General features: G+C 70.6%; 21 protein-coding genes. 14 read left to right on the forward strand and 7 right to left on the reverse strand.

Translation table 11 applies throughout. The features are described from left to right. Positions 1 to 981, reverse strand: a complete 981-nt coding sequence (locus ACFYOH_RS02675) for an SMP-30/gluconolactonase/LRE family protein (protein ID WP_388620343.1) — start codon at positions 979 to 981, stop codon at positions 1 to 3. 136 nt (positions 982 to 1,117) lie between these two features. Between ACFYOH_RS02675 and ACFYOH_RS02680 the strand changes: the two genes are divergently transcribed. Beyond that, entirely contained in the window at positions 1,118 to 1,558 is a 441-nt protein-coding gene (locus ACFYOH_RS02680; RefSeq protein ID WP_388621052.1) for a MarR family winged helix-turn-helix transcriptional regulator, read from the forward strand. Here ACFYOH_RS02680 and ACFYOH_RS02685 read toward each other — a convergent pair. After that, entirely contained in the window at positions 1,521 to 2,762 is a 1,242-nt protein-coding gene (locus tag ACFYOH_RS02685; protein ID WP_388620345.1) for a serpin family protein, read from the reverse strand. The genes ACFYOH_RS02680 and ACFYOH_RS02685 overlap by 38 nt on opposite strands. 309 nt (positions 2,763 to 3,071) lie before the next feature. Between ACFYOH_RS02685 and ACFYOH_RS02690 the strand changes: the two genes are divergently transcribed. The 5 genes from ACFYOH_RS02690 to ACFYOH_RS02710 all read left to right on the forward strand — a co-directional run bounded on the left by ACFYOH_RS02690 (position 3,072) and on the right by ACFYOH_RS02710 (position 8,348). Further along, a complete protein-coding gene (locus tag ACFYOH_RS02690) occupies positions 3,072 to 3,824 on the forward strand; it encodes a GntR family transcriptional regulator (protein ID WP_388620348.1) in 753 nt (250 codons plus the stop codon). A gap of 454 nt (positions 3,825 to 4,278) precedes the next feature. Further along, the gene (locus tag ACFYOH_RS02695) at positions 4,279 to 4,470 is read left to right on the forward strand and encodes an SPOR domain-containing protein (RefSeq protein ID WP_388620351.1); all 192 of its coding nucleotides are present in this window, start codon (positions 4,279 to 4,281) and stop codon (positions 4,468 to 4,470) included. An 80-nt stretch (positions 4,471 to 4,550) separates the two neighbouring features. Further along, a complete protein-coding gene (locus ACFYOH_RS02700; RefSeq protein ID WP_388621054.1) occupies positions 4,551 to 4,961 on the forward strand; it encodes a (deoxy)nucleoside triphosphate pyrophosphohydrolase in 411 nt (136 codons plus the stop codon). Positions 4,962 to 5,056: 95 nt separating this feature from the next. After that, entirely contained in the window at positions 5,057 to 5,491 is a 435-nt protein-coding gene (locus tag ACFYOH_RS02705; RefSeq protein ID WP_388620354.1) for an ATP-binding protein, read from the forward strand. Positions 5,492 to 5,762: 271 nt separating this feature from the next. Further along, on the forward strand, positions 5,763 to 8,348 hold the full coding sequence (locus ACFYOH_RS02710; protein WP_388620357.1) for a SpoIIE family protein phosphatase: 2,586 nt from the start codon (positions 5,763 to 5,765) through the stop codon (positions 8,346 to 8,348). A 72-nt stretch (positions 8,349 to 8,420) separates the two neighbouring features. Here the strand turns inward: ACFYOH_RS02710 and ACFYOH_RS02715 are convergent, their stop codons facing one another. Then, positions 8,421 to 9,983 (reverse strand): hypothetical protein, encoded by a 1,563-nt coding sequence (locus ACFYOH_RS02715; RefSeq protein WP_388620359.1) that lies wholly within the window; start codon positions 9,981 to 9,983, stop codon positions 8,421 to 8,423. Between the two features lie 81 nt (positions 9,984 to 10,064). Here ACFYOH_RS02715 and ACFYOH_RS02720 point away from each other — a divergent pair, with 81 nt between their 5' ends. From ACFYOH_RS02720 to ACFYOH_RS02730, 3 genes are read left to right on the forward strand one after another with little or no spacing between them, the layout of a single operon-like run. After that, positions 10,065 to 11,234 carry a hypothetical protein gene (locus tag ACFYOH_RS02720; RefSeq protein WP_388620362.1) on the forward strand — a complete coding sequence of 390 codons (1,170 nt, stop codon included), beginning with the start codon at positions 10,065 to 10,067 and terminating at the stop codon, positions 11,232 to 11,234. Between the two features lie 42 nt (positions 11,235 to 11,276). Next, complete coding sequence (locus tag ACFYOH_RS02725) at positions 11,277 to 12,254, forward strand: phosphotransferase family protein (protein ID WP_388620365.1); 978 nt, start codon at positions 11,277 to 11,279, stop codon at positions 12,252 to 12,254. Further along, the gene (locus ACFYOH_RS02730; RefSeq protein WP_388620367.1) at positions 12,251 to 12,568 is read left to right on the forward strand and encodes a hypothetical protein; all 318 of its coding nucleotides are present in this window, start codon (positions 12,251 to 12,253) and stop codon (positions 12,566 to 12,568) included. Before ACFYOH_RS02725 ends, ACFYOH_RS02730 begins: the two co-directional genes overlap by 4 nt. Here ACFYOH_RS02730 and ACFYOH_RS02735 read toward each other — a convergent pair. Genes ACFYOH_RS02735 through ACFYOH_RS02750 form a run of 4 tightly spaced genes read right to left on the reverse strand, consistent with a single transcriptional unit; the run spans position 12,549 to position 16,406 of the window. Beyond that, positions 12,549 to 13,319 (reverse strand): succinate dehydrogenase/fumarate reductase iron-sulfur subunit, encoded by a 771-nt coding sequence (locus ACFYOH_RS02735; protein ID WP_388620370.1) that lies wholly within the window; start codon positions 13,317 to 13,319, stop codon positions 12,549 to 12,551. The two genes, ACFYOH_RS02730 and ACFYOH_RS02735, sit on opposite strands and share 20 nt — an antisense overlap. Beyond that, a complete protein-coding gene (locus ACFYOH_RS02740) occupies positions 13,316 to 15,253 on the reverse strand; it encodes a fumarate reductase/succinate dehydrogenase flavoprotein subunit (RefSeq protein WP_388620372.1) in 1,938 nt (645 codons plus the stop codon). The genes ACFYOH_RS02735 and ACFYOH_RS02740 overlap by 4 nt, the downstream gene beginning before the upstream one ends. A gap of 18 nt (positions 15,254 to 15,271) precedes the next feature. Further along, entirely contained in the window at positions 15,272 to 16,093 is an 822-nt protein-coding gene (locus tag ACFYOH_RS02745; protein WP_388620375.1) for a hypothetical protein, read from the reverse strand. A 22-nt stretch (positions 16,094 to 16,115) separates the two neighbouring features. Continuing rightward, positions 16,116 to 16,406, reverse strand: coding sequence for a hypothetical protein (locus ACFYOH_RS02750; protein WP_153538774.1), 291 nt, complete (start codon positions 16,404 to 16,406; stop codon positions 16,116 to 16,118). Positions 16,407 to 16,721: 315 nt separating this feature from the next. Here ACFYOH_RS02750 and ACFYOH_RS02755 point away from each other — a divergent pair, with 315 nt between their 5' ends. From ACFYOH_RS02755 to ACFYOH_RS02775, 5 genes are all read left to right on the forward strand, one after another. Then, entirely contained in the window at positions 16,722 to 18,962 is a 2,241-nt protein-coding gene (locus ACFYOH_RS02755; protein WP_388620378.1) for an ABC transporter family substrate-binding protein, read from the forward strand. Between the two features lie 152 nt (positions 18,963 to 19,114). Then, complete coding sequence (gene typA, locus ACFYOH_RS02760; RefSeq protein ID WP_388620381.1) at positions 19,115 to 21,022, forward strand: translational GTPase TypA; 1,908 nt, start codon at positions 19,115 to 19,117, stop codon at positions 21,020 to 21,022. A gap of 547 nt (positions 21,023 to 21,569) precedes the next feature. Next, entirely contained in the window at positions 21,570 to 22,604 is a 1,035-nt protein-coding gene (locus tag ACFYOH_RS02765) for an ABC transporter permease (protein WP_388620384.1), read from the forward strand. Between the two features lie 57 nt (positions 22,605 to 22,661). Further along, positions 22,662 to 24,470 carry an ABC transporter substrate-binding protein gene (locus tag ACFYOH_RS02770; RefSeq protein WP_388620387.1) on the forward strand — a complete coding sequence of 603 codons (1,809 nt, stop codon included), beginning with the start codon at positions 22,662 to 22,664 and terminating at the stop codon, positions 24,468 to 24,470. A gap of 87 nt (positions 24,471 to 24,557) precedes the next feature. Next, positions 24,558 to 25,538, forward strand: coding sequence for an ABC transporter permease (locus ACFYOH_RS02775; protein ID WP_388620390.1), 981 nt, complete (start codon positions 24,558 to 24,560; stop codon positions 25,536 to 25,538). Positions 25,539 to 25,547: the final 9 nt, after the last annotated feature.

A 25,547-nucleotide genomic window follows, 5' to 3' on the forward strand; every position in this document is an offset into this window, starting at 1 on the left:
TCACATCCCCGTGACCCGCGCCACCGTGAACGGCGTGGTCGGTGTTCCCGGTCCCATCGGGCCGCCCTTGTCGAACTGGGAGCGGACGACGAGGAGGGCGCCAGGGGTGCGGGCCAGGGTGGTGGGGATCTGGAGGGCGGGGGTGGTCAGGGTGCGGGTCAGGTGGGCCTCGGTGCCGTCGGGAGAGAGGTGCCAGCGGGTCAGGGTGTCCGTCCTGTTGTGGGCCGCCCACAGGGTGCGGTGGAACAGCTCCAGGCCGTCGCCGTTCACCAGGTCACCGCCGTGCAGGGAGACTTGACGCACCGACCCGTCGGTCACGTCGACCCGGTACAGGCCACCGCCGGTCATGTCGACCACGAACAGCAGGCGTCCGGTGGCGTCGGCGACGATGCCGTTGAGGGTGTAGGCGTCCGGCGAGTGCGGGGGCACGGCCCCGCTCAGGTCGAAGTGCGCGACCAGCGGCGCGCGGCCGCCACGTGCCACCTCGGCGGGGGTGACCCGGTAGATCACCGGACGCACGCTGTCGGTGGCGTACGCCGTGCCGTCCGCGGTGACGACGAGGTCGTTGATGAAGCGCTGATCACCCTCCGGTACCTCGAAGCCGGCCAGCAGGGAGCGGTCGCGCAGGTCGTAGACGTCGATTCCGGTGCTGTGGTCGATGACCCACAGGCGGCCCGCCCGGTCGGCCTTCAGCCCGTTGGCCGTCGTACGGCCGTCCGCGCCGGCCGGCAGGAAGACGTCGGCGGCGCGGCTGCCGGCGGCGGCCCGGTAGATCGCGCCGGTCGTGAAGGAGCCGACGTACGCGTCGCCCGTGCGCGGGTCGAGGGCGATGCCCTCGGGGTAGGCCCGGTCGTCGGGGAGGGTGAAGGCGGTGGAGATGCGGGGATGGCCGGTGGCCGCGGTCGCCCGGGGTGCGGCGAGGGCGACTGCGGTGGCTGCGGCACCGGTCAGGAAGGTACGGCGGTGGATCGAACGGGACACGGCAGTGCCTCTCGGTTCGGCTGCTCTCTCCAGGACGAGCACGAAGCTACATTAGAGTTCTAATCCTCGCCAGTGCATTAATCACCGCCAGGGTGTGAATCCTCGCTCACGCATTAATCTGGGCCGTGTGACCTCCATGCCCGCGTCCGAGCGCCTCGGCTCCCACCTCAAGCGGACCGAGCAGGCCCTCAACACCACGAAGGCCGCGGTCCTCAAGCCCGCGGGCCTGACCGTCGCCCAGTACGCCGCGCTGCTCCACCTCTCAGACAACCCCGGCATCTCCGCCGCGGCCCTGGCCCGGCTGTGCGGGGTCACCCCGCCGACCATGAACACGGTCCTGAAGAACCTCCAGGACCGCGATCTGATCACCCGCAGCCCGCACGAGTGGCACAGGAACGTCCTGGAGACCCGTCTCACGGACGCAGGCCGGGCCGTCATGGCCGAGGCCGACACGGCCGCCGTACGCGTCGAACGCGCCCTCGCCGCGGAGTTCACCGACGCCGAGCGCGAGGCCCTGACCGGGCTGCTCGCCCGTTGTGTCAGAGTCCTGGAGGAACAGCGCCCGGGAAGCTCATGACGGGCTCCGGCGCCGGATCCGTCACCCACCCCGCCACCAGCACCAGCCGGGACTCGCGGTCGACGGCGAGGAAGCCGAAGGGGCGGTCGAAGACGGCCCGGACGACCGTGGTCTCGTAGCGGTACTGCGGCGGGGCGCTGCCCGGCGCCGCCATCACCGCCGTCACGGCTGCCGCCCGGAACCCCAGTGCGCCGAACTGCGCCAGCGCCGACTGGCGGGCCTCGCCGATGGCGAGCGGGTAGTCGCTGATGCCGGGGAAATGGGCGTGGCGGGCATCGCCGGCCGCCGTCAGGCCGAACAGCCCGGCCAGGGCGAGCAGATCGTGATCGGCGCGCACCTCGTAGGCCACCGTCCGCACATCCAGCGTCAGCGGCTCCGGCTCGACGGCCGGCTGCTGCTCCACGTGCAGGCCCGGCCCCACATGCCCGTGCGGCAGCGAGCCGCCCGTGGTCAGCGGCAGCGCCCGCGCCACGATCCCGACCCCGGCCGCCAGTACCTGACCGGAGGTCATGTGCTCCTCGCCGAGCACCAGATGGACATCGACGCCGTTGTCACCGGGCACCGTCAGCGCCGTGACGAAGCCGTCCGGGGTGCCCGTCACCCCCACCCGGTCCGGACGGACGCTGCGGCGGTACAGCCCGCGCAGCGTGCGCCCCTGCCAGGGGCCGGAGGCGGGCCGCAACGGCAGCTCGGTGAACGGCTGCCGCCAGGTCGTGCGCAGGGACAGGGCACTGGCCAGCACCATCCGCGCTTCCCGGGTCAGCGTCACCGGCATGCGCTCCACCAGCCCGCCGGTCCGCTCGGCCGCCCAGGCGTCCAGCCGCTCCTGTGCGGTGACGAGGTCGTCCCCGAACACCCCGTACGTCCCGGCCGGCAGCCCGGCCCGCCACTCCTCCCGCAGGGTGAGCGCCTGATGTGTCCACAGACCGAGCGCCGCGTCCAGCCCGGACACCGACCGCAGTGCCGCCAGCAACTCCCGTGCGGCACCGGCCGCCTGATCCGCCGGCAGGCCGAGGGCCTCGCTCAGCTCGGCCCGCGCCGGGCCCGTCGCGCCGTCGGCCAGGAAGGCCAGCAGCGGCCAGACCCCGGCCGCCGACACGACCGTGCCGTCCTGCGCCGTCGCCGCCCACCGCGTGGTGAGCCCGTTCACCGCCCGGACGAGCTCGCCGCCCACCCGGCTCCGGGTCTGGGTGTCCACCCTCATTCCGCCCCCGTTCGTGCCCCACTGGCCTTGCGCCCAGTCGTACGTCGGCCCGGCCACCGGCCGTTCACCGGTCCCGCGCTGCCGTCGACCGCCCCAGGAGCACGGTACCTGCCCGGAAGACGACCGAGCCGACACCGGCATCCAGGTGTGAGCGCAGCCGTGGGAGCGCATTTATAGGGAGAAAGTGCCTGGGTAAAGCCCTCCGACATCCCCTGTCATCACATCGGGTGATTCTCTGGCCTTTGCTTGCATGGCGCAACCCACCGTTGCCACGCTGTTGCTGTCTGTACAATCTGATGGGAGCGGCCAGTGACTTTCGGTGAGCAGCCGGCGTACCTGCGTGTCGCGGGTGATCTCCGCAAGAAGATCGTCGACGGTTCACTGCCGCCCCACACCCGCCTGCCCTCCCAGGCCCGCATCCGTGAGGAGTACGGCGTCTCGGACACCGTCGCGCTGGAGGCCCGCAAGGTGCTGATGGCCGAGGGCCTGGTCGAGGGCCGCTCCGGCTCCGGGACGTATGTCCGCGAGCGCCCGGTGCCGCGCCGCGTGGCCCGCTCCGGATACCGCCCGTCCGGCGGCGCCACGCCCTTCCGGCAGGAGCAGGCCGACGCCTCGGTGCGCGGCACCTGGGAGTCCAGCAGCGAACAGACCGAGGCCGGGGTCGCCATCGCCGAGCGGCTGGGCCTCCAGGCCGGCGACCGGGTCATGCGCACCAAGTACCTGTTCCGGGAGGCCGGTGAGCCGATGATGCTCTCCACCTCCTGGGAGCCGCTCGCCGTCACCGGCCGCACCCCGGTGATGCTGCCCGAGGAGGGGCCGCTCGGCGGCATGGGCGTGGTCGAGCGCATGCGCGCCATCGACGTCATCGTGGACAACGTCACCGAGGAGGTCGGCGCGCGCCCCGGCCTCGCCGAGGAACTCCATGTGCTCGGCGGAGTCCCCGGTCATGTGGTCCTGGTCATCCACCGCACGTACTACGCCTCCGGTCGGGCGGTGGAGACGGCCGACGTGGTGATCCCGGCGGACCGGTATCGGGCGGCCTATCACTTGCCTGTCCGGTGAGGGGGTTTGGGGGCGCGGGACGGTCGGTGCGGTCGCAGGGACGCGGTGATCGGCCGATTTGCTCCGCCGCGCCCGGCCCGGTGTGCGCCCCCTGGGTGAGGTAGCGCACACCCCTGGCGGCCTTCGTCGCTGGAAGGCCGGGTGTGTGACCTTCGGGCGGGGGTGGCCCGGCGCCGCAATTCGGCCGTTTTGCCAGGTGACCAGGGGTCACACGGATATGCCCCCGACTCGGGACAGGGGCGCTCACGACGGCGCGTTCGCTTTCGTGCGCCCCCCGCGTACTGGCTGGTTGCATACCTCTTTGTGAAAAGGCGTGTTCGCTGCGTGAAGGTAGGGCGTACGCTCGGGCATATGCGTATTGCGGTTTCCTTGGGCGGGGCACGGCGGGGGCCCGGGACAGGAAGCGGAAGCAGGTGGGGCGGTGCGAGAAGGAGTGGCGCGGGCGGTGGGGACCATGAGTGAGGGGACGGTCTCCCTGCCCTGGATCGTGATACGGCAGGACGACAACGGCAATCGCTATCGCGTCGGCCGGTACGCGACCCGCGCCGAGGCCCAGAAGATCGCCGACAGCCTCGACGACCGGGGGCACAAACAGATCTATTCGGTCGAGCGCATCAGTCAGAACGGGGACGGCGACCGCAACTGACAAGGGGGCGGCGCCCCAACTGACCTCGCGCGCCCTCCCGTAGGCTCCGCCTCATGACGCCCAAGACACCCGGCACACCCATGACGGACCGGATCGTGGTGGTGGGAGCCGCCCTGCTCGACGGCGGCCGGCTGCTCGCCGCCCGCCGCAGCGCGCCCGCCGACCTTGCCGGACGCTGGGAGCTGCCCGGCGGCAAGGTCGAGCCGGGCGAGCGGCCCGAGCACGCCCTGGTGCGTGAACTGCGCGAGGAACTCGGCGTCGACGCCGAAGCGGTCGAGCGCGTGCCGGGGGAGTGGCCGCTGCGGGCGCCGTACGTCCTGCAGGTGTGGACCGCGCGCCTGCGCCCCGCATCGCCCGCGCCGAGGCCCCTCCAGGACCATGACGAACTGCGCTGGCTGACCCCGGACCGGATCTGGGAGGTGGACTGGCTCGACCAGGACGTCCCGGCGGTCCGTGAAGTCTCGCCCCGGCTCACCACCGGCCCGCGCTGATCGCCTCCTACGCCGTTCGTGCCACTGTGCGCCCTCCCGCACGGTACTGCCCCCTGGATATCGGGTATGTGCCCCTTAACCCCACGAAACCGGACATGGGTGGGGGTTCGCTGGCCTGGGAAGTGATCGGCGTGATCGACACGGATGGCGACTGCGCCGAGTGGACCTTTCCCGCGGAACCGGGCGCCGTGCGCACCGCACGCGCCGCGGTACGCCGCCAGTTGCACGGCTGGCACCTCGACTGCCTCGCCGATCTCGCCGCGTTGCTGGTCAGCGAGCTGGTCACCAACTCGCTGCGGCATGCCACCGGCCCCATCGGGGTACGGCTCGTGCGCCCTGTCGGGCTGGACGACGCGCTGTTGGTGGAGGTGTCCGACCCGCTGCCCGACCTGCCGCGCGAGCGCGTCGCCCGCGACGAGGACGAGAGTGGGCGCGGGCTGCAACTGGTCGCCGGGTCCTCGCGCCGCTGGGGTACCCGGCCCGGCGCGAGCGGAAAGACCGTCTGGTTCGAACTGACGGTGCCGGGGTGAGCCGGAAGCATCCAGGGAGCGCGGGGGTGTGCAGCGGGCGAAGGAGCCTCCATCGTGCGCCGAGGCCGCACGGCCGGCTCCTGGGCGCGTGATTCGAGGGCGTGTTCCCTGGTTAGAAGAGTGGAAGTGTTGTCACGGACCGGTCCGAAATACATCTGGACCGAGCTGTGATCGTGAACACCGTGTCGTGCGACGCCGTAGTGCTGGATACTGCGGGCAGCCGCTGTCGGTGACCGGTGCCGGACGCGGTGAGCTGGAGGGGACGGTTCGCGTGAGCGAGATACCAGCGAAGGCCACGGAGTCCGAGGACCCGTCGGACGGCGCGATGAACCAGGCCGCGGAAGCCGCCGCACCCGGCGACGCCATGTGGCAGAGCAGTCCGCCCGGTTCCATCTACGACTACATCAGGGTCGCGTCCTTCTCCATCAGTCCCGGCGGGCTGGTCGACCAGTGGAGCCTGCGCGCCGAGCAGCTCTTCGGCATCCCCGCCGCACGCGCCGTCGGCATGGACCCGATAGAGGCCTTCATCGATCCCGACCTGCGCGAGCGCGGCCAGCGCAAGATGTCCGAAATCCTCGACGGACGGGAGTGGACCGGGGTCGTGCCCTTCCGGATGCCGGACACGGCGGACGGCGGGCGCGGCGAGGAGGGCCTGGCCGAGGTCTACGTCATGCCCACCCGGACCGCCGAGGGCGACAAGGCCGCCGTGTGCATCGTCGTGGACGTCCGCACCCTGCGCAGCATCGAGACCGATCTGGCCGCCTCGCAGGCCATTTTTGGTCAATCCCCCTTCGGATTCCTGCTGATCGACACCGATCTGAGGGTCCGTCGGGCCAACGAGCGGTTCGCCTCCATCTTCGGCGGAACCCCGGACGACCACCGGGGCAAGGGAGTCCATGACTATCTGCCGCGCGGTGAGGCCGAGCGGGTATCGGCCACCCTGCGGCGGGTGCTGGAGACCGGCCAGTCCATCACCGACATGCATGTCACCGGCCATGTCCCCGGCTCCGAGGAACGCCGGCACTGGTCCGTCAACCTCTACCGCGTGCACAGCGGCAGCGGCCGGCCCATCGGCATCGCCTGGCTCGGCACCGACATCACCGCCCGCCGGGCCGCCGCCCGCGAGGCCGCCGCCGCCCGGCGCAACCTCGCCCTGCTCAACGAGGCCGGCGCCCGCATAGGGAACTCCCTCGACCTGGAGACCACGGCCCGGGAACTCCTCGACGTCGTCGTCCCCGGTTTCTGCGACCTCGCCACCGTCGACCTCTACCAGGGCCTGCTCGCCGGCGACGAGACCCCGCCCGGGCTCGCCGACGGCAGTGCCGAACTGCGCCGCGTCGCCTTCGCGAGCGCCGTCTCCGGCGCGCCCTTCGCCGGCTCCGGCGAGCCCGTCGAGGTCGGCGCGGTCCACCACTTCCCCTTCAACTCGCCCTGCGCGGACGCCCTGCGCACCGCCCGGCCGCAGCATGTGCCCCCCGAGGAGGGCGGGCTCGTGCAGTCCACGCTCGCCGTGCCGATGGTCGCCCACGACACGGTCGTCGGCCTCGCCCAGTTCGCCCGCGCCAAGGGCAGCGAGCCCTTCGGCGACCGCGACCGGGATCTGGCGGTGGAGCTGGCGGCGCGCGCGGCGGTGTGCATCGACAACGCGCGCCTGTACCGCCGCGAGCACGAACGGGCGCTGATACTGCAGCGCTCACTGCTGCCGCCGGGCGACCCCGAGGCCTCCGGGCTGGACATCGCCTGCCGCTATCTGCCCGGCAACGCGGCGACCGAGGTGGGCGGCGACTGGTTCGACGTGATCGAACTGCCCGGCCACCGTACGGCGTTGGTCGTGGGCGATGTGATGGGGCGGGGCCTGCGGGCGGCGGTCGCGATGGGCGAACTCCGCACTGCCGTAAGGACGTTGGCCCTGCTGGATCTCGAACCGGCCGAGGTGCTCTCGGCGCTGGACGAGATCGCGCGGGGGCTCGGGACCCCGGGGGGCGTGCAGCAGGCGACCCGCACGGCCCGCCAGCCGAGGGACGCCGACCTCTGCGAGGTCTACCTCGCGACCTGCGTCTATGCCGTGTACGACTCCGTCACCAGACGCTGTACGTTCGCCAACGCCGGCCATCTGCCGCCGGTGCTGGTCGAGCCCGGTGAGCCGGCCCTGATGCTGGACGTGCCGCCCGGCATGCCGCTCGGGGTGGGCGGCGAGCCGTTCGAGGAGGTGGAGGTCGAACTGCCGGAGGGCGCGCTGCTGGCGCTCTACACGGACGGCTTGGTCGAGTCCCGGGACCATCCGCTGGACGAGGGGCTCCAGGCGTTCGTGGGCGCGCTCACCGACCCCTCCCGACCGCTGGAGGACGTCTGCGACCACGTCCTCAACACCCTGGACACCCACCATGGCGAGGACGACATCGCGCTGCTGATGGCCCGGGTGCAGGGGCTGTCCGCCGAGTCCGTCGGCGACTGGACGCTGCCGCGTGAACCGCGGAGCGTGGGGCGGGCGCGGGAGTATGCCCGGGGGCAGTTGCTGAGCTGGGATCTGGAGCCGCTGGTCGACACCACGGAACTGCTCGTCAGCGAGCTGGTCACCAACGCGCTGCGGTACGGCGAGGGGGAGATACGGCTACGGCTGCTGCTGGACCGCACGCTGGTCTGTGAGGTGTGGGACTCCGGGCTGGTGCAGCCCCGGCGCCGGCGGGCCCGGGACACCGACGAGGGGGGCCGGGGGCTGCAGCTGGTGGGGTTGCTCAGCGCGGCCTGGGGCTCGCGCCGGACGCCTCGCGGCAAGACGGTGTGGTTCGAGTTGCCGCTCCCCGGCGCGGAGGCAGTCCTGACCGACCCGGCAGAGGCACTGCTGAGCCTCTTCTGACACCGGCTACCCGGGGTTCCGCCCCAGACCCCCGCGTTGCCCAGCCGCCCACCCGACTCCGCCGGCCGCTGCTCAGAAGCCGCGGCGGGCCCTTGTCTCCGGCCCCCCGTAGCTCGCCGGTGGTCCCCCGTCCGGGTTCTCCGCCAGGAGGACTCCGCCCAGGACCGCCGCGGCCAGGCCCGGTGTGTCTCCGTCGGCGCTCGTGTGCGGGTTGCCGTGGGCCCGTACGTTCCGTTCGGCCAGGTCCCGGGCCTCGCGGGCCAGGGTGTCGGCCCGGCCGGCCCGGCCCGCGCCCAGTTCGCGTGCCGCCTCCGCCAGGCGGACCCGCGCCTCCGGACCCACCGCACCCCGGTGCACCGTCACGAAGTCCTCCGCCCCGGCGACGGAACTCCTCGCCACCAGCAGCGCCGCGGCGGACGGCGCACCGGCGTGCCCCGTCTCCAGCCGCTCGACCGCCCGCGCTATCCGGCGCAGGGCGTCCAGCGGGTCGTACGGGCCCGCCGTCAGCTGCTCCCGTACGGCGGCCAGCACACCGTCGGCGTGGGCCAGCCGGGCGTGCAGCTCTCCGCTGGTCAGGGGAGCCGGCACGCCCCCTTTCCGGGTCGCCGCGATCTCCGCCTCCGCGCCGGTCAGCGCGGCCGGCACCAGCTCCGCCGCCGCCCGTAGCTCCGCGGCCAGCCGTTCCACCCCGGTGACCAGGACATCGGCCTGGGCCACCGCGCCCTCGGCGGCGCGCAGCGGCCCGGCGGCCCGTGCGCCGGCGTCCGCGTCGGCCGACTGGCGGGCCTCGTTGAGCCGCATGGTGGCGAACACCAGACGGTCCTTGGCCTGTTCGAGGTACCCGGTGACCGGTGCGACGGCCGTGGGCGTGCAGCGGTCGTGCAGGGCGGTCAGGGTGTCCTCGGCGATGAGCGTGCGCCCCGTCAGCTCCCGGAACCGCCCCTCGGCGACCTCCAGCGCCCCGGCCTGCCCCGGCCCCTCCAGCTCCCGCAGCCGGTCCAGCGCGGGAGCCTGCGCATCCAGTCGGCGTCCCGCCTCCGCGCACCGGCCGACGACGCCGACCAGCGCCTGCCGCCGGGCCACGGCGTCCTCCGGCACCCCCTGCTCGTACCGCCGCCAGATGGCGCACGCGGCCGCCAGCTCGGTCTCGGCGGCCCGCAGGGCCTGGCGGAAGGGTTCGGTGTCAGTCTCCGCGAACCGCGCCTGGACGAAGGCGAGTTCCTCCCGGCTCGTGCGCACACAGTCGTCGGCCAGGACCAGCGCGGCGCGCGCCTGACGCTCGGAGTCGGCCGGGGTGGGCGCGGGCGGGGCGGCGGAGACGATCCCGGGGGTCGTACGGGTACGGGCGCGGCGGGTGCGGCGCAGGTAGCCGTATCCGGCCAGTCCCACGGCGGCGACCGCGGCGATCAGGGGCAGCACGAGGTCGGCGGTGGACGTCCCGTCCTGCTGGGGCGCGGCGGCGCTCGCGACGGTCCCGGTGGGCGCCACGGGAACCGGATCTTGCGCGCCGACCGTCATCACCGGCAACACCAGCCACCCGGCCCCGACCACGACACCCAGCACGGCATGCGCCACCCGCACGCATATGTGCGCCTTGGCGCGCCGAGGCCGGCCACGGATCAGGGAGGACGTCACATTTCGGAGCGTATGGGCAGGTAGACGCCTTCGCGAGCGGGATGGATACGGGTGGGGGACGGGATGGGCAGGGGGTCAGGAATGGACACCAGGGACAGCGGCGGGACACAAACGGAAGGAGCGGTAAAGGAAGGAGCAGTAACGGAAGGGGCGACAACGGACGGGGCAGGTGTGGACGGGGGAACGGGCGAAAAGCCACCCGCACCCGACGACGAAACCCGCGCCGACGGTACGAGCCGCAAAGGCACCTGGCCGCGCACCCTCAGGCGCACCGCGCTCGCCCTCGTCCTCCTCCTGCTCCTCCCCACCCTCGCCGCGGAGACCGCCCTTCGCCTCGACTACACCGGCACCCCCGACCGGGGTACCTACACCCGGAACCGCGACGCCGTCTGGCTCGGCCACGCCTGGATCGACGGCCGCAGGACCGACGCCGACGTCACCGCACTGGTCAGCCGGCTGCGCGACACCGGCATCCGCGACCTGTACGTCCACGCGGGCCCCCTGGAACACGACGGGACGCTCCCCGAGACGGTGCATCCCAAGGCACGTTGGTTCACGGAAGCCCTGCGTCGCCGGGCACCGCACATCCGGGTACAGGCCTGGCTCGGCGACGAGGTCGCCCCCGAGAAGCCGTACGCCATGCACCTGGAACGGCCCGCGACGCGCGCTGCCGTCGTCGAGTCCACCCGGCAGATCCTCGCCGCCGGCTTCCAGGGCGCCCACTTCGACCTGGAGCCCCTGCACTCCGGCGACCGGAACTACCTCGCCCTCCTGGACGCCCTGCACCGCGTCACCCGGGCCCGCCACGCCGTGCTCTCCGTCGCCGCCCACCAGATCGATCCGCTCCCGGCCCTCCACTCCGTCTGGGGCACGGTCACCGGCCACCCCAAGTGGTGGTCGCAGGCGTACTTCGGGCAGGTCGCGCGCCGCGTCGACCAGATCGCGGTGATGTCGTACGACACCATGCAGCCGCTGCAGAGCCTGTACGGCGGCTATGTCGCCCAGCAGACCTCGCTGGCCCTGGAGGTCACGCCGGAGTCCACCGACCTGCTCATGGGCCTGCCCTTCTACCACGAGAACCGCGTCGGCCACTGGGCCCGTGCCGAGACCGTCCCGGCCGCCGTGCGCGGCGTCCGCCTCGGTCTGTCCCGCACCGACAAGCACCGGGCCCGCTTCGGCGTCGCCCTCTATGTCGACTTCGCGGCCACCGAAGCGGACTGGACGGCGTATCGGCAGGACTGGGTCCGGTGAATCGGCAGGACGGGGTCCGGTGAATCGGGAAGACTGGGCGCGGTGACCGGAACACGACAGCACAGGACCGTCGCCGACCTCGCCCCGCTCGCCCGCGCCGGCCTCGGCCGCCACCGCACTCTCACCGCCGTCACGCGGCTGCGGGGCGGCTCCAAGAAGGGTGTCTACCGGCTCCGCCTGGACGACGGCGGCACCGCGATCGCCTACGTCTGGTCGCCGGACGAGGACTACTGGGACCAGCCCGACTCCGACCTGCGCGACCCCTTCTCGCACGCCTCCGGACTCGATCTGTTCACCGCCTCCCACGACCGCCTCGCGGCCGCCGGCGTCCGCACGCCCCGCCTGCTGCACGTGGACCCCGAGGCAGCCGCGGCCGTGGTCGAGGACCTGCCCGGCGGCAGTCTGGAGGAAGCCCTGCGCCGGGAGCCGGACGCGGCGGTCCCGGCGCTGCGGGAGCTCGCCGAGGCCCTGCGCACCCTGCGCGGCTGCCGCTCGGCCGGCCACGGCAAGGTCGCCCTGGTCGACGGCGGCGGCACCTCGTACGGCACCTCCTGCGCCCGGCTCGTCACCGACCGTGCCCTGTCCGACATCGCCGAGACCGCCGTACGCGATCCGCGCGCCGCCGCCGCCCGGGAGCGGCTGGAGGACGCCGTGCGCTCCCTCGCCGGCCGGGTCCGCCCGCGCACCGCCGGCCACACCCTCGTCCATGGCGAACTCGGCCCGGACCACGTGCTGTTGGACGCCGACGGCCGTCCCGCGCTGATCGACATCGAAGGGCTGATGTACTTCGACGCCGAGTGGGAGCACGTCTTCCTGAGGCTGCGCTTCGGGCCGCACTACGCCGCCCTGCGCGACGGCGCCCTGGACGAGGACCGGCTGCGGCTGTACCGGCTCGCCATGCACCTGAACCTGGTCGCCGGCCCGCTGCGGCTCGCCGACGGCGACTTCCCGCAGGCCGGGTTCATGCAGGGGATCGCGGAGTACAACCTGGCCGAGGCCCTGGCTCTGGTGGGAGCATGACCGGCATGCACATGTTCTTGGTGGTGGCGGCCGTGCTGGCGGTGGCGCTCATGGGGGTGCTCGGGGCCCTGGCCGTCTCGGCGGAGTGGATGCCCCCGCTGGCCCGTCGCCGGGTGCTGCGGCCCCGGCTGTGGGGATACGGGGCGCTGGCCAACGCGGTCGGGCTGGGCCTGTTCATGTTCCTCGGGCCGCTCGCCGACGCGGGGCTGGACGCCCTGCCGGCCGCCGGGTGGTGCCTGTGGATGGCGGGAATGGTGGTCCAGCTCCTCTCCCAGCGCCCCGGGCGCCCCGCGCCTACGAAGACCGCCTCCTGATCTTCGAGCCGAGCCACACCAGCGGGTCGTACTTGCGGTCGACCGCGCGTTCCTTCATGGGGATCAGGGCGTTGTCGGTGATCTTGATGCCCTCGGGGCAGACCTCCGTGCAGCACTTGGTGATGTTGCAGTAGCCGAGGCCGTGTTCGTCCTGGGCCGTGAGCCGCCGGTCCAGGCCGGTCTCGGCGGCCGCGTCCAGTGGGTGCATGTCGAGTTCGGCGATCCGCATCAGGAAGCGCGGGCCCGCGAACGCCGTCTTGTTCTCCTCGTGGTCGCGGACGACATGGCAGGTGTCCTGGCACAGGAAGCACTCGATGCACTTGCGGAACTCCTGCGAGCGGTCCACGTCCTCCTGCATCATCCGGTACTCGCCCGCGCCCAGACCGGCGGGCGGGACGAAGGCCGGGACCTCCCGTGCCTTCTGGTAGTTGAAGCCGACGTCCGTCACCAGGTCGCGGATCACCGGGAAGGCACGCAGGGGGGTGACCGTGATCGTCTCGGCGCGGTCGAAGACCGACATGCGGGTCATGCACATCAGCCGGGGGCGGCCGTTGATCTCGGCCGAGCACGAACCGCACTTGCCGGCCTTGCAGTTCCAGCGCACGGCCAGATCCGGCGCCTGGGTGGCCTGGAGGCGGTGGATGATGTCCAGGACCACCTCGCCGTCGTTCACCTCGACGGTGAAGTCCTCCAGGCCGCCGCCCTGCTCATCACCCCGCCACACCTTGAAGCGGGCCTCGTAGCTGCTCACTCGTACAGCTCCTCTTCGGCGAGGTACTTGACCAGCTCTTCCTTCTCGAAGAGGGCGAGCAGGTCCGGGCGGATGGGGGCGGTGGTCTCGCGGGTGAGGCGGACCTGGCCACGGGCGGGGTCGGTCGCCGCCAGGCCGCCGGTCGGGTCGGCGAGCGCGCACAGCAGGTTCACGTTGCGCCACTTGCGGTCCATGGTGGGATGGTCCTCGCGGGTGTGGCCGCCACGCGACTCGGTGCGCTCCAGGGCCGCGCGGGCCACGCACTCGCTGACCAGCAGCATGTTTCGCAGGTCGAGGGACAGGTGCCAGCCGGGGTTGAACTGGCGGTGGCCCTCCACCCCCGCCCGGCGGGCGCGCACCCGCAGTTCGGCGAGCTTGTGCAGGGCCTGCTCCATCTCGCCCTCGCGGCGGATGATGCCGACCAGGTCGTTCATGGTCTGCTGGAGTTCCTGGTGCAGGGTGTACGGGTTCTCCGGCGGGCCCGCCTCGCCCGCCCGGTCCACCTCCGCGGAGAACGGGCGCAGGGCCTCCGCCGCCGCCGTGTTGACCTGGGCGTCGTCCACCGGCGGGCGCCGATCCGCCAGCCCCTGGGCGTACTCCGCCGCGTGCCAGCCCGCCCGGCGTCCGAAGACCAGCAGGTCGGAGAGCGAGTTGCCGCCGAGCCGGTTGGAGCCGTGCATACCGCCGGCCACCTCACCGGCCGCGAACAGCCCCGGCACCCCGCGCGCCGCCGCCGTGTCGGAGTCGACCGCGATCCCGCCCATCACGTAGTGACAGGTCGGCCCGACCTCCATCGCCTCCGCCGTGATGTCGACGTCCGCCAGCTCCTTGAACTGGTGGTACATCGACGGCAGCCGGCGCCGGATCACCTCGGCCGGCATCCGCGTGGACACGTCCAGGAAGACCCCGCCGTGCGGCGAGCCCCGGCCCGCCTTCACCTCGGCGTTGATGGCGCGGGCCACCTCGTCGCGGGGGAGGAGTTCCGGTGGCCGCCGGTTGTTCTCCGGGTCCTCGTACCACCGGTCGGCCTCCTCCTCCGACTCGGCGTACTTCTCCTTGAAGACGTCCGGGATGTAGTCGAACATGAACCGCTTGCCCTCGGAGTTCCTGAGCACCCCGCCGTCGCCGCGCACCGACTCGGTGACGAGGATGCCCTTCACCGACGGCGGCCAGACCATGCCCGTCGGATGGAACTGTACGAACTCCATGTTCAGCAGCGGCGCGCCCGCGAGCAGGGCGAGGGCGTGCCCGTCACCCGTGTACTCCCACGAGTTCGACGTGACCTTGAAGGACTTGCCGATGCCGCCGGTCGCGATCACGACCGCGGGGGCCTCCAGGACGAAGAAGCGGCCGGTCTCGCGTTCGTAGGCGAACACACCGGAGACCCGGTCCCCGTCCTTGAGGACCCGGGTGACCGTGCACTCCTGGAAGACCTTCAGCCGTGACTCGTAGTCCCCGGTCTCCTTGAAGTCCTCCTGCTGCAGGGCGACGATCTTCTGCTGGAGCGTGCGGATCAGCTCAAGACCCGTACGGTCGCCCACGTGCGCGAGCCGCGGGTACTCATGGCCGCCGAAGTTGCGCTGGGAGATCCGGCCGTCCTTCGTACGGTCGAACAGCGCGCCCCAGGTCTCCAGCTCCCACACCCGGTCCGGGGCCTCCTGCGCGTGCAGCTCGGCCATCCGCCACTGGTTGAGGAACTTGCCGCCGCGCATGGTGTCGCGGAAGTGCACCTGCCAGTTGTCGTGCTCGTTGGCGTTGGCCATGGCCGCCGCGATGCCGCCCTCGGCCATCACCGTGTGCGCCTTGCCGAACAGCGACTTGCAGATCACGGCCGTACGGACGCCCCGCTCGCGCGCCTCGATCGCGGCCCGCAGCCCGGCGCCGCCGGCACCGACCACGACGACGTCCCACTCCTGGCGGTCCACCACGGACATAAGACGGCTCACCTGTTCCTAGAAGAAGCGCGGGTCGGCGAAGACCCCGGACGCGACGAGATAGACGTAGAAGTCGGCGAACGCCACGCTCAGCAGCGACGCCCAGGCCAGCTGCATGTGCCGGGCGTTGAGCCTGCCGACGAACTGCCACGCCTTGTAGCGCACGGGGTGTCTGGAGAAGTGCTTGAGCTTGCCGCCGACGATGTGCCGGCAGGAGTGACAGGAGATGGTGTACGCCCAGATCAGCACGATGTTGGCCAGGAACACCAAGGTGCCGAGCCCCATGTGGCCCCAGCGGTAGTGCGTGTCCCGGAAGGACAGCACGGTGTCGTAGGTGAGCACGCCGGCGACCAGCAGGGCCGCGTAGAAGAAGTACCGGTGGACGTTCTGCAGGATCAGCGGGAAGCGGGTCTCACCGGTGTACGTCTTGTGCGGCTCGGCCACCGCGCAGGCGGGCGGGGACGCCCAGAAGCTGCGGTAGTACGCCTTGCGGTAGTAGTAGCAGGTCAGCCGGAAGCCGAGCGGGAAGATCAGGATGATGATCGCGGGGGAGATGCCCCACCAGCTCCCGAAGAGATCGGCGTTCGGGCCCGCGTGCATGGTCTTGCAGTTGCTCGCCAGGCACGGCGAGTAGAACGGCGAGACGTACGGCGCCGCGTAGTAGTCCGCGTTGGCGAACGCCCGCCAGGTCGAGTAGACGACGAACGCCAGCAGACCGGCCGCGGTGACGGCGGGCGCCAGCCACCAGCGGTCGGTCCGCAGATGCGGAGCGGCGATCGCGGCGCGCGCAGTGGTCCGTACGCCGCCGCTGTTCTGTTGGGGTTCCGTACCAGTGGCCAAGGCAGGCTCCGGTCGTCGGGGATCAGGGGGCGTGCCGGTCGCGGGCGCCCAGGCCCTCGTCGTCCGAGCCCACCCACAGGCTGGTGTCGTACGGCGCGTCGGAGATGGTGACGAGGTCGGGGCGGCGCGGGGCCTCCCCGGTGGTGGCGGCCGCACGCAGCAGGGCCACGCTTTCACGCAGATGGTCGGCGTCCAGCCGGACCCTGCGCATCTCCAGGCCACCGCTGCCGAGCTGGTGTTCCAGGCGTCCCAGCGACCGGTTCAGGTCGTCGAGGGAGCGCTGGACCGAGGTGATGTCGTCGTGCACGGACATGACTTGCCCTCACTTCCGTGGGTCCGGCGGGCCCTGGGCGGCAACGTTCATGCGCCTTGGAGTGTTGCGCGTCACACCTGCCGATGTGAAGGCATGTGCAGCGATTGGCGGAGGCGCACTGGTGCATCTCGGGTGGTGTTGCGCCGCACGGGTGGGGTTACCGCCCGTCGTCGCCGTGTCGCCCGCAGGGGCCGGATCCTTTCCTCTTCAGTGGGCCGCATAGATCTGATCAGCTCCAAATACCGCCAAAGGTGATCAGCTCCATATACCGACAAATGTGAGCATAAACCCGCGGCTTCCCGGAGGTAGCCAGAGATGTCCAACGACGGCCAGCGCCCGGCAGGGACGAGGGGAACCGCGCGGCCGGCCACGACGGTCCGGCAGACGAACGACGGCACATCGCGGCGCCTCCGGCGGAGCGTCAGCCGCTCGGTCTCCTTCCTGGCCGCGGGCGCGCTCGCGGTGCCGTTCCTCGCCGCGTGCAGCTCCGACGAGAAGGTCTCCCAGCCCCTCGCGGGGCAGGACATCGCCCCGGTCGGCCGTGGCCGGGTCGCCGACGGCGGGACGCTGAAGTGGGCCGTCGACGCCCTGCCCCAGACGCTGAACACCTTCCAGGCCGACGCCGACGCCGGCACCAGCCGTGTCGCCCAGGCCGTCCTGCCGTCGATGTTCCGCCTGGACGCCACCGGCCGGCCGGTGCCCAACCGCGCCTACCTGGAGTCGGCCAAGGTCATCGAGACCGAGCCGCGTCAGGTCGTGCTGTACAAGCTGAACCAGCAGGCCGTCTGGAGCGACGGCCGGGAGATCGGCGCCCCCGACTTCGTCGCCCAGTGGCACGCCCTGTCCGGGAAGAACAGCTCCTACTGGACCGCCCGCAACGCCGGCTACGACCGCATCGAGAAGATCGAGCGCGGCACGAGCGACCTCCAGGTCCGCGTCACCTTCTCCCGCCCCTACGCCGACTGGAAGTCGCTGTTCTCCCCGCTGTACCCGAAGGACGTCATGGGCACCCCGGACGCCTTCAACGACGGCGCCCGCCGCAGCCTGAAGGTCACCGCCGGGCCCTTCAAGGTGGACAAGGTCGACACCGCCACGAAGGACGTCGTGCTCACCCGCAATCCGCGCTGGTGGGGCAGGCCCGCCAAGCTGGACGAGATCGTGCTGCACGCCGTACCCCGCGACAAGCGGGCCCCCGCGCTCGCCGACGGCAGTGTGGACCTCGCCGACGTCGACCCCGGCGACGCCCAGCGGATCGGGCTCGCCCACCACGCCGCGGCGAACCCGTTGCAGGGCTCCGGCAAGACCTCGGTGAAGAAGCTGCGCGACTGGGCGCGCGCGCACGACCTCGGCGCCGACGACGTCAAGGCCGACCGGGCGAAGCTGCACAAGGCCATCTCCGAGTACCTGGACGAGCAGCAGGCGCTGCGCGACGTCGAGGTCCGCAGGTCGCTGGAGCCCGCCTACACCCAGCTCGCCCTGAACGGCTCCAAGGGCCCCCTCGCCGACGAGCGCGTCCGCCGGGCCGTCGCCCGCGCCCTGGACCGCCGGGAACTGGCCAAGCTGGTGCTCACCCCGCTGGGCCTGCCCGCCGTGCCGGTCGGCAGCCATCTCGCCCTGTCCGGGCAGCCCGCGTACGCCGACAACAGCGGCGCGATCGGCGACCAGGACACCAAGGAGGCGCAGGCGCTGCTCACCGACGCCGGCTGGGTGGTCGGCGCCCCGATCAAGGAGCAGCCGAAGAAGAAGGGCGACAAGGCGGCCGGCCCCGAGCGCGAGAAGACGGCCAAGGGGGACAAGAAGGAGGACAAGTCCGACGGCGGCAAGGACGGCGAGCACATCGTCGGCCGGGACGAGAAGAACGGCGGACGCGGGGACGGGGGCGACCGGCACCTGGCGCGCGAGGGCAAGCAGGGCGGTGCACAGGGTGCGTACGCCCCGCAGGGCACGGCCGCGCCCGCAGCGGCGGCGGCCCCGCAGCTCGCCAAGGACGGCAAGCCGCTCCTGCTCCGCTTCGTCCTCCCCTCCGGCGCCGGCTCCCAGACGCTGGACTCGGTCGCCGAGCGGATCTCGGCCATGCTGGAGCGGGTCGGCATCCGGACGACGGTCACCAATGTCCCGGACGCGAGCTACTTCAAGGACCACATCGCCTCCGGCGACTACGACCTCGCGCTGTACTCCTGGCCGTCCTCCGCGTTCCCGGCCACGGACGACCGGCCGGTGTTCGCGAAGCCGGTGCCGGCGGCGGACGGCTCGCTGAACGTCGAGCAGAACTACACCCGGGTGGGCACCGACCAGGTCGACCAGCTCTTCGACGAGGCCGCGGCGACCCTGGACGAGGGCGAGGAGGTGTCGCTGATCCGCAAGGCGGACTCGCGGATCTGGGCCTCGGCGGGGTCGATCCCGCTGTACCAGCGGCCCCAGCTCGTGGCGGTGCGGAGGAATCTGGTCAACGCCGGGGCGTTCGGATTCCAGACGCCGGTCTACGAGGACATGGGCTTCCTGAAGAAGGGCGCGAAGCTCACAGGCGGTCCCACCAGCGCACCTTCGCCCAGCTGAGCACCATGGAGATCATCACACGGTCCTGAGGAGGCCGACTCCCTCGGGGCCACGTACCATGGGGTGAGGCCGTGGCGTGTCCAGCCCGGCAGGACCCGCGCGACACAGATGTACGCGCGGGCAATCCTCACACTCCGGGAGTTCGTCGCACTATGGCCACGCGCCACGACATCCGCAACGTCGCCATCGTCGCTCACGTCGACCACGGCAAGACCACCATCGTCGACGGCATGCTGAAGCAGGCCGGCGCCTTCGCCGCCCACCAGCTCGAAGGCGTCGACGACCGCATGATGGACTCGAACGACCTGGAGCGTGAGAAGGGCATCACGATCCTCGCCAAGAACACCGCGGTGAAGTACCACCCGAAGGACGGCGGGGAACCGATCACCATCAACATCATCGACACCCCCGGCCACGCCGACTTCGGCGGCGAGGTCGAGCGCGGTCTGTCGATGGTGGACGGTGTCGTGCTGCTGGTGGACGCCTCCGAGGGCCCGCTGCCGCAGACCCGGTTCGTGCTGCGCAAGGCGCTGCAGGCGCGCCTGCCCGTCATCCTGTGCATCAACAAGACGGACCGCCCGGACGCCCGGATCGACGAGGTCGTCAACGAGACCTACGACCTCTTCCTGGACCTGGACGCGGACGAGGAGCAGATCGAGTTCCCGATCGTCTACGCCTGCGGCCGTGACGGCATCGCCTCGCTGACCAAGCCGGAGAACGGCACGGTCCCGGCCGACTCCGACAGCCTGGAGCCGTTCTTCTCCACGATCCTGGAGCACATCCCGGCTCCGACGTACGAGGAGGACGCGCCGCTCCAGGCCCACGTCACCAACCTCGACGCCGACAACTTCCTCGGCCGTATCGCGCTGCTCCGGGTCGAGCAGGGCGAGCTGCGCAAGGGCCAGACGGTCGCGTGGATCAAGCGCGACGGGTCGATCAGCAACGTCCGCATCTCCGAGCTGATGATGACCGAGGCGCTCACCCGCAAGCCCGCCGAGAAGGCCGGCCCGGGTGACATCTGCGCGGTCGCCGGTATCCCGGACATCATGATCGGCGAGACGCTGGCCGACACCGAGAACCCGATCCCGCTGCCGCTGATCACGGTGGACGAGCCGGCGATCTCCATGGTCATCGGTACGAACACCTCGCCGCTCGTCGGCCGGGGCGGCACCGGCAAGGGCGCCGACGCGAAGGCGGCCGTGAAGGACCGCAAGGTCACCGCCCGCCAGGTCAAGGACCGCCTGGACCGCGAGCTGATCGGTAACGTCTCGTTGCGCGTGCTGGACACCGAGCGCCCCGACGCCTGGGAGGTCCAGGGCCGTGGCGAGCTGGCCCTCGCCATCCTGGTCGAGACCATGCGCCGGGAGGGCTACGAGCTGACCGTCGGCAAGCCGCAGGTCGTCACCAAGGAGGTCGACGGCAAGGTCTACGAGCCGGTCGAGCGCATGACGATCGACGTGCCCGAGGAGCACATGGGCGCGGTCACGCAGCTCATGGGTGTCCGCAAGGGCCGCATGGACAACATGTCCAACCACGGCTCGGGCTGGGTGCGCATGGAGTTCGTCGTGCCCTCGCGCGGACTCATCGGTTTCCGCACCGAGTTCCTGACCCAGACCCGCGGCACCGGTATCGGGCACTCCATCCACGAGGGCCACGAGCCCTGGTTCGGTGCGCTGCAGACCCGCAACAACGGCTCGCTGGTCGCCGACCGCGCCGGCGCGGTCACCGCGTTCGCGATGACGAACCTTCAGGAGCGCGGCGTGCTCTTCGTGGAGCCGGGCACCGAGGTGTACGAGGGCATGATCGTCGGTGAGAACTCCCGCTCCGACGACATGGACGTCAACATCACCAAGGAGAAGAAGCTCACCAACATGCGGTCCTCGACGGCCGATGTGGCCGAGTCGATCGTGCCGCCGCGCAAGCTGTCGCTGGAGCAGTCGCTGGAGTTCTGCCGCGACGACGAGTGTGTCGAGGTGACCCCGGAGGCCGTTCGCATTCGCAAGGTCAACCTCGACCAGAGGGAGCGGGCCCGCGCCGCGAGCCGCGCCAAGCACGGCTGATCCCCCGGCAGTTGAGCCCGGGTCCCCCCAGAATGGGGAGACCCGGGCTTTTTGCAACCCATTTTCGGGGATCACATGTCCGACATGCGGAGATCCCCGACCGATAGCCATGTAACAAGTCCGTTTCGCGCCTTAATCCGTCGAACAGTTTGTCCAGATATTGGAAGGTCCAGCCGTGAGCCGTGACTGAATTGAGATCTACGGGCAGTGGTCGGTGGTCGACCCATGGCAGATAGTTAGCCGCGTAGCGCTCGGGTCAATGGGTCCAGCGCACTGTGGGGACAGTGCGCCGACTCACGAGCACCAGAGGGTGTCTGGTCCTCCGTCAGGGGTGTCGGAGGCAGGGCGGAAACCCTCTCCTGTTGGTGAACACGTGGAGTCATGAGGAGGAACCCCCATGCGCGGTGCCACAAGCGCCAAGCGGGTCTGTTCGTCACTTCCAGCGGTGTGATTCGGCTGTAGAACTACGCGCGTCCGCCTCGCGGTTGCGCGCGCCCTAGGAGTACCCGGGCACCTCTCACACTCATACCTGTGAAACGGACGAACCGTGACAAGTCCTATCGACATTGAGGGCGGCGGGACTTCGGTCGTCGTCGACGGCGAACCAGGGCCGGAGGCGAAGAGCGAAGCCGTCAAGCTCGAAGGCCGGTCCCCCGGCCAGCTGATGTGGCTGCGCTTCAAGCGCGACCGCACCGGTGTGATCTCGGCCTACGTCGTGGGCTTCTTCTTCCTGATCGGCCTGCTGGCCCCGCTGATCTCCAAGCTGTACGGCAAGAATCCGTACACGGTGTACGCGGACGAGCGCCCGGAGCTCTTCGACAGCGCCGGCGTGCCGGTGCATCCCAACGGCGGTATCAGCAGCGAGTTCTGGTTCGGCCTCGAACCCGGAAACGGCTACGACGTCTTCACCAAACTGATCTACGGCATCCGCACCTCGCTGATGATCTCGGTCGCTGTCACCGTCGCGGTCGTGGTGACCGGCATCCTGCTCGGTGTCGCGGCCGGCTATCTCGGCGGCAGGGCCGACTACTTCATCGGCCGGGTCATCGACTTCCTGCTCGCCTTCCCGGCGCAGCTGTTCTTCATCGCGAGCATGCCGGTCGTGGTGTCCCTGTTCGTCAGTCCCCGCGACGAGACACCCACCTACGTCCGGGTGGTGGCCCTGATCATCGTCCAGTGGTTCCTGGGCTGGATGGGGCTCGGGCGTATCCTGCGCGGCACCGCACTCGCCCTGCGGGAACGGGAGTTCATCGAGGCGGCCAAGGTCAGCGGTGCCTCTTCGTGGCGGATCATCAGCAAGGAGATCCTGCCGAACGTCGTCACCCCGCTGCTGGTGCAGGCGACGTACCTGCTGCCCGGTTTCGTGACGGCCGAGGCCGGTCTGTCCTTCCTGGGTGTCGGCATCGTCGAACCGACGCCGGACTGGGGGCAGATGTTCTCCAAGGCGTCCACCGAACTGGTGATGCAGAACGACATCACCTACATGTTCTTCCCCGGCGTATCGATGATCATCTTCGTCGTCGCGTTCAACCTGCTCGGGGACTCGGTCAGAGACGCCTTCGATCCCAAGACCGCGCGCTGACCGCAGTACGTCAACCACACGGAACGTCAGTTTCAAGAATGGGTGGGAAATTTCGTGATGAGTAGGGGCGGACGCCACGCATACAGCGCGCTGTCGGTGCTCGCGGCCGGGGCTCTGGTGCTCACCGGCTGCAGCAAGGGCGGCAGCGACTCCGGCACCAATGGCAACAAGGACCAGAAGAACGCCGAGGCACAGCAGGCGGCCATCAAGTTCGGCGGTACCGCCGACTCCCAGGGCCCCGCGGCCGACGTGCCGGGTGCCAAGAGCGGCGGCAGCATGGAGGTGCTGCAGCGCGACAGCTTCGCGCACCTCGACCCGGGACAGATCTACGTCTCCGACCAGATGGCGCTCGCGCAGCTGATCCACAGAGGCCTCACCGGCTACAAGGCCACCAGCAACGACGGCCACAAGCACGAGATCGTCGGCGACCTCGCCACCGACTCCGGCACCACCACGGACGGCGGGAAGACCTGGAAGTACACGCTCAAGGACGGCATCAAGTTCCAGGACGGCACCCCGATCACGTCCAAGGACGTCCGCCAGACCTTCGAGCGGCTCTTCGCGCCCTTCATCACCCAGGGCCCGCCCTACCTCCAGCAGTGGCTGGCCGACACGCCGGGCGCCGACTACCGCAAGCTGCTCAAGGACGGCCCGTACAAGGGCAAGCACCTCCCGAACAGCATCCTCGAGACGCCCGACGACAAAACCATCATCTTCCACTTCAAGAAGCCGCACGCGGACCTGCCGTACGCGCTCGCCATGGCCGGCTACTCCATCGTGTCCGCGAAGGGCGACACCAAGGAGAAGTACGACAAGGCCCCGCTGGCGACCGGCCCGTACAAGATCCAGTCCTTCAAGTCCGGCAAGTCGATGGTGCTGGTCAAGAACACCAACTGGGACCCGAAGACGGACCCGATCCGGCACCAGTACGTGGACCAGTTCAACTTCACGTTCAACCAGCAGTTCGAGACCTCCACCAAGGCCCTGCTGGCGGACAGCGGCCCCGACCAGACCGGCCTCAGCTTCAGCAACCAGGTCGACGCGGGCAATCTGTCCAGCGTCCTCAGGAACCCGAAGCTCAAGTCCCGTACGGTCTCCGGCTACCAGCCGTACGTCGGCCAGATGAACATCAACATGAGCAAGCCGGAGATGAAGGACATCCGGGTCCGCGAGGCCATCGCCTACGCACTCCCCGTCACCCCCTTCGTCCGCGCCTTCGGCGGCACGGACGCGATGGAGGTCGCCGGCGGCCTGCTCAGCCCGACCGTCAGCGGCTACGACGCCTCGTTCGACCCGTTCGGCAAGAAGAAGAAGCCGGCCGGTGACCCGGACAAGGCCCGCGCCCTGCTCAAGCAGGCCGGCAAGCTCAACATGAAGCTGACCTTCGGCTACACCAACACCCCCGAGGGCCAGCAGTACTCCACGGCCATGGCGGCGGGCCTGAAGAAGGCCGGCTTCGACGTCCAGCGCCAGGAGATCCCGTCCGAGACCTACTACGACCAGGTCTCCAAGCTCAACAACAACTACGACATCTTCCACACCGCGTGGGGCGCCGACTGGCCGTCCGCCTCGACGGTCTTGCCGCTGCTGTACGACGGCCGCATCATCGCCGACGGTGCGTCGAACTACTCGCAGATCAACGACCCCCACGTGAACGCCGAGATCGACCGCATCAACTCGATCACCGACCCGGTCAAGGCCGCGGCCGAGTGGGAGAAGCTCGACAAGTACCTGCTCACCAAGGTCGTCAACGTGGTCCCGACCGCGTACTACAAGCAGACCCAGATCGCCGGCTCCAAGGTCGGCGGCCTCGTCTACGACGACGTCATCGGTGGCGTCGACCCGCGTCGCCTCTTCATCAAGTAACCGTCCCCGTCCGGTTCCCGGCGCGCCCCCGCAACAGGGGCGCGCCGGGCGCCGCCAAGGCCGCCGACGTCTGAGAGCTGCCCTGTCATGCTGCGCTTCCTCGTCCGCCGGATCATCGGTGCCGTCGTCATTCTGTTCCTGCTGAGCATCGTCACGTTCGTGCTGTTCTTCGGGGTGCCCCGGGACCCGGCGCTGATGATGTGCGGCAAGACCTGCAACCCGGACAGCATCGCGAACATCCACCATGTGCTCGGCCTGGACAAACCGATCACCGAGCAGTACTGGATCTTCCTGCACAACCTCGTCCTGGGCAGCAACCAGTTCGCCCAGGGGCCGTGCCCGGCCCCCTGCTTCGGCTACTCGTACCACACCAACGAGCAGGTCTGGGCCACCCTGATGGACCGGCTGCCCACCACCGTCTCCCTCACCATGGGCGCGGCCGTGTGCTTCCTGATCGTCGGCCTCGGCACCGGGCTGCTCGCCGCCTGGCGGCGCGGCACCCTGATCGACAAGACGGCGACCGCGGGGGCCATGGTCATCAGCTCGCTGCAGATCTACTTCCTCGGCCCGCTGGCCCTCGCGCTCCTCGTCTACCAGACCCACTGGTTCGACAAGCCCGCGTACAACGAGCCGACCCAGGACCCCGTGTCCTGGTTCACCGGCCTGATCATCCCGTGGGTGGTCCTGTCCACGATCTTCGCCGCGCAGTACACCCGTATGGCACGGTCCTCGATGATCGAACAGCTCCAGGAGGAACACGTCCGGACAGCCCGCGCCAAGGGCATGTCCCGCGCCTATGTCTTCTTCCGCTACGCCTGGCGCGGTTCGCTGATCCCGATCGTCACCATCTTCGGCATCGACCTCGGCTCGCTGTTCGGCGGCGCCATCATCACCGAGTACACCTTCAGCCTGCCAGGTCTCGGCAACCTCGCCGTCCAGTCCGTCTTCTTCAGCGACCTGCCGCTGCTGCTCGGCGTGATGCTCTTCTCCGCCAGCATGATCCTGCTGTTCAACATCGTCGTCGACGCCGCGTACGCCTTCATCGACCCGCGCGTGCGGCTGTCCTAGGAGCACTGT

The sequence above is a fragment of the Streptomyces sp. NPDC007856 genome (assembly GCF_042868225.1).
Classification (GTDB): Bacteria; Actinomycetota; Actinomycetes; order Streptomycetales; family Streptomycetaceae; genus Streptomyces.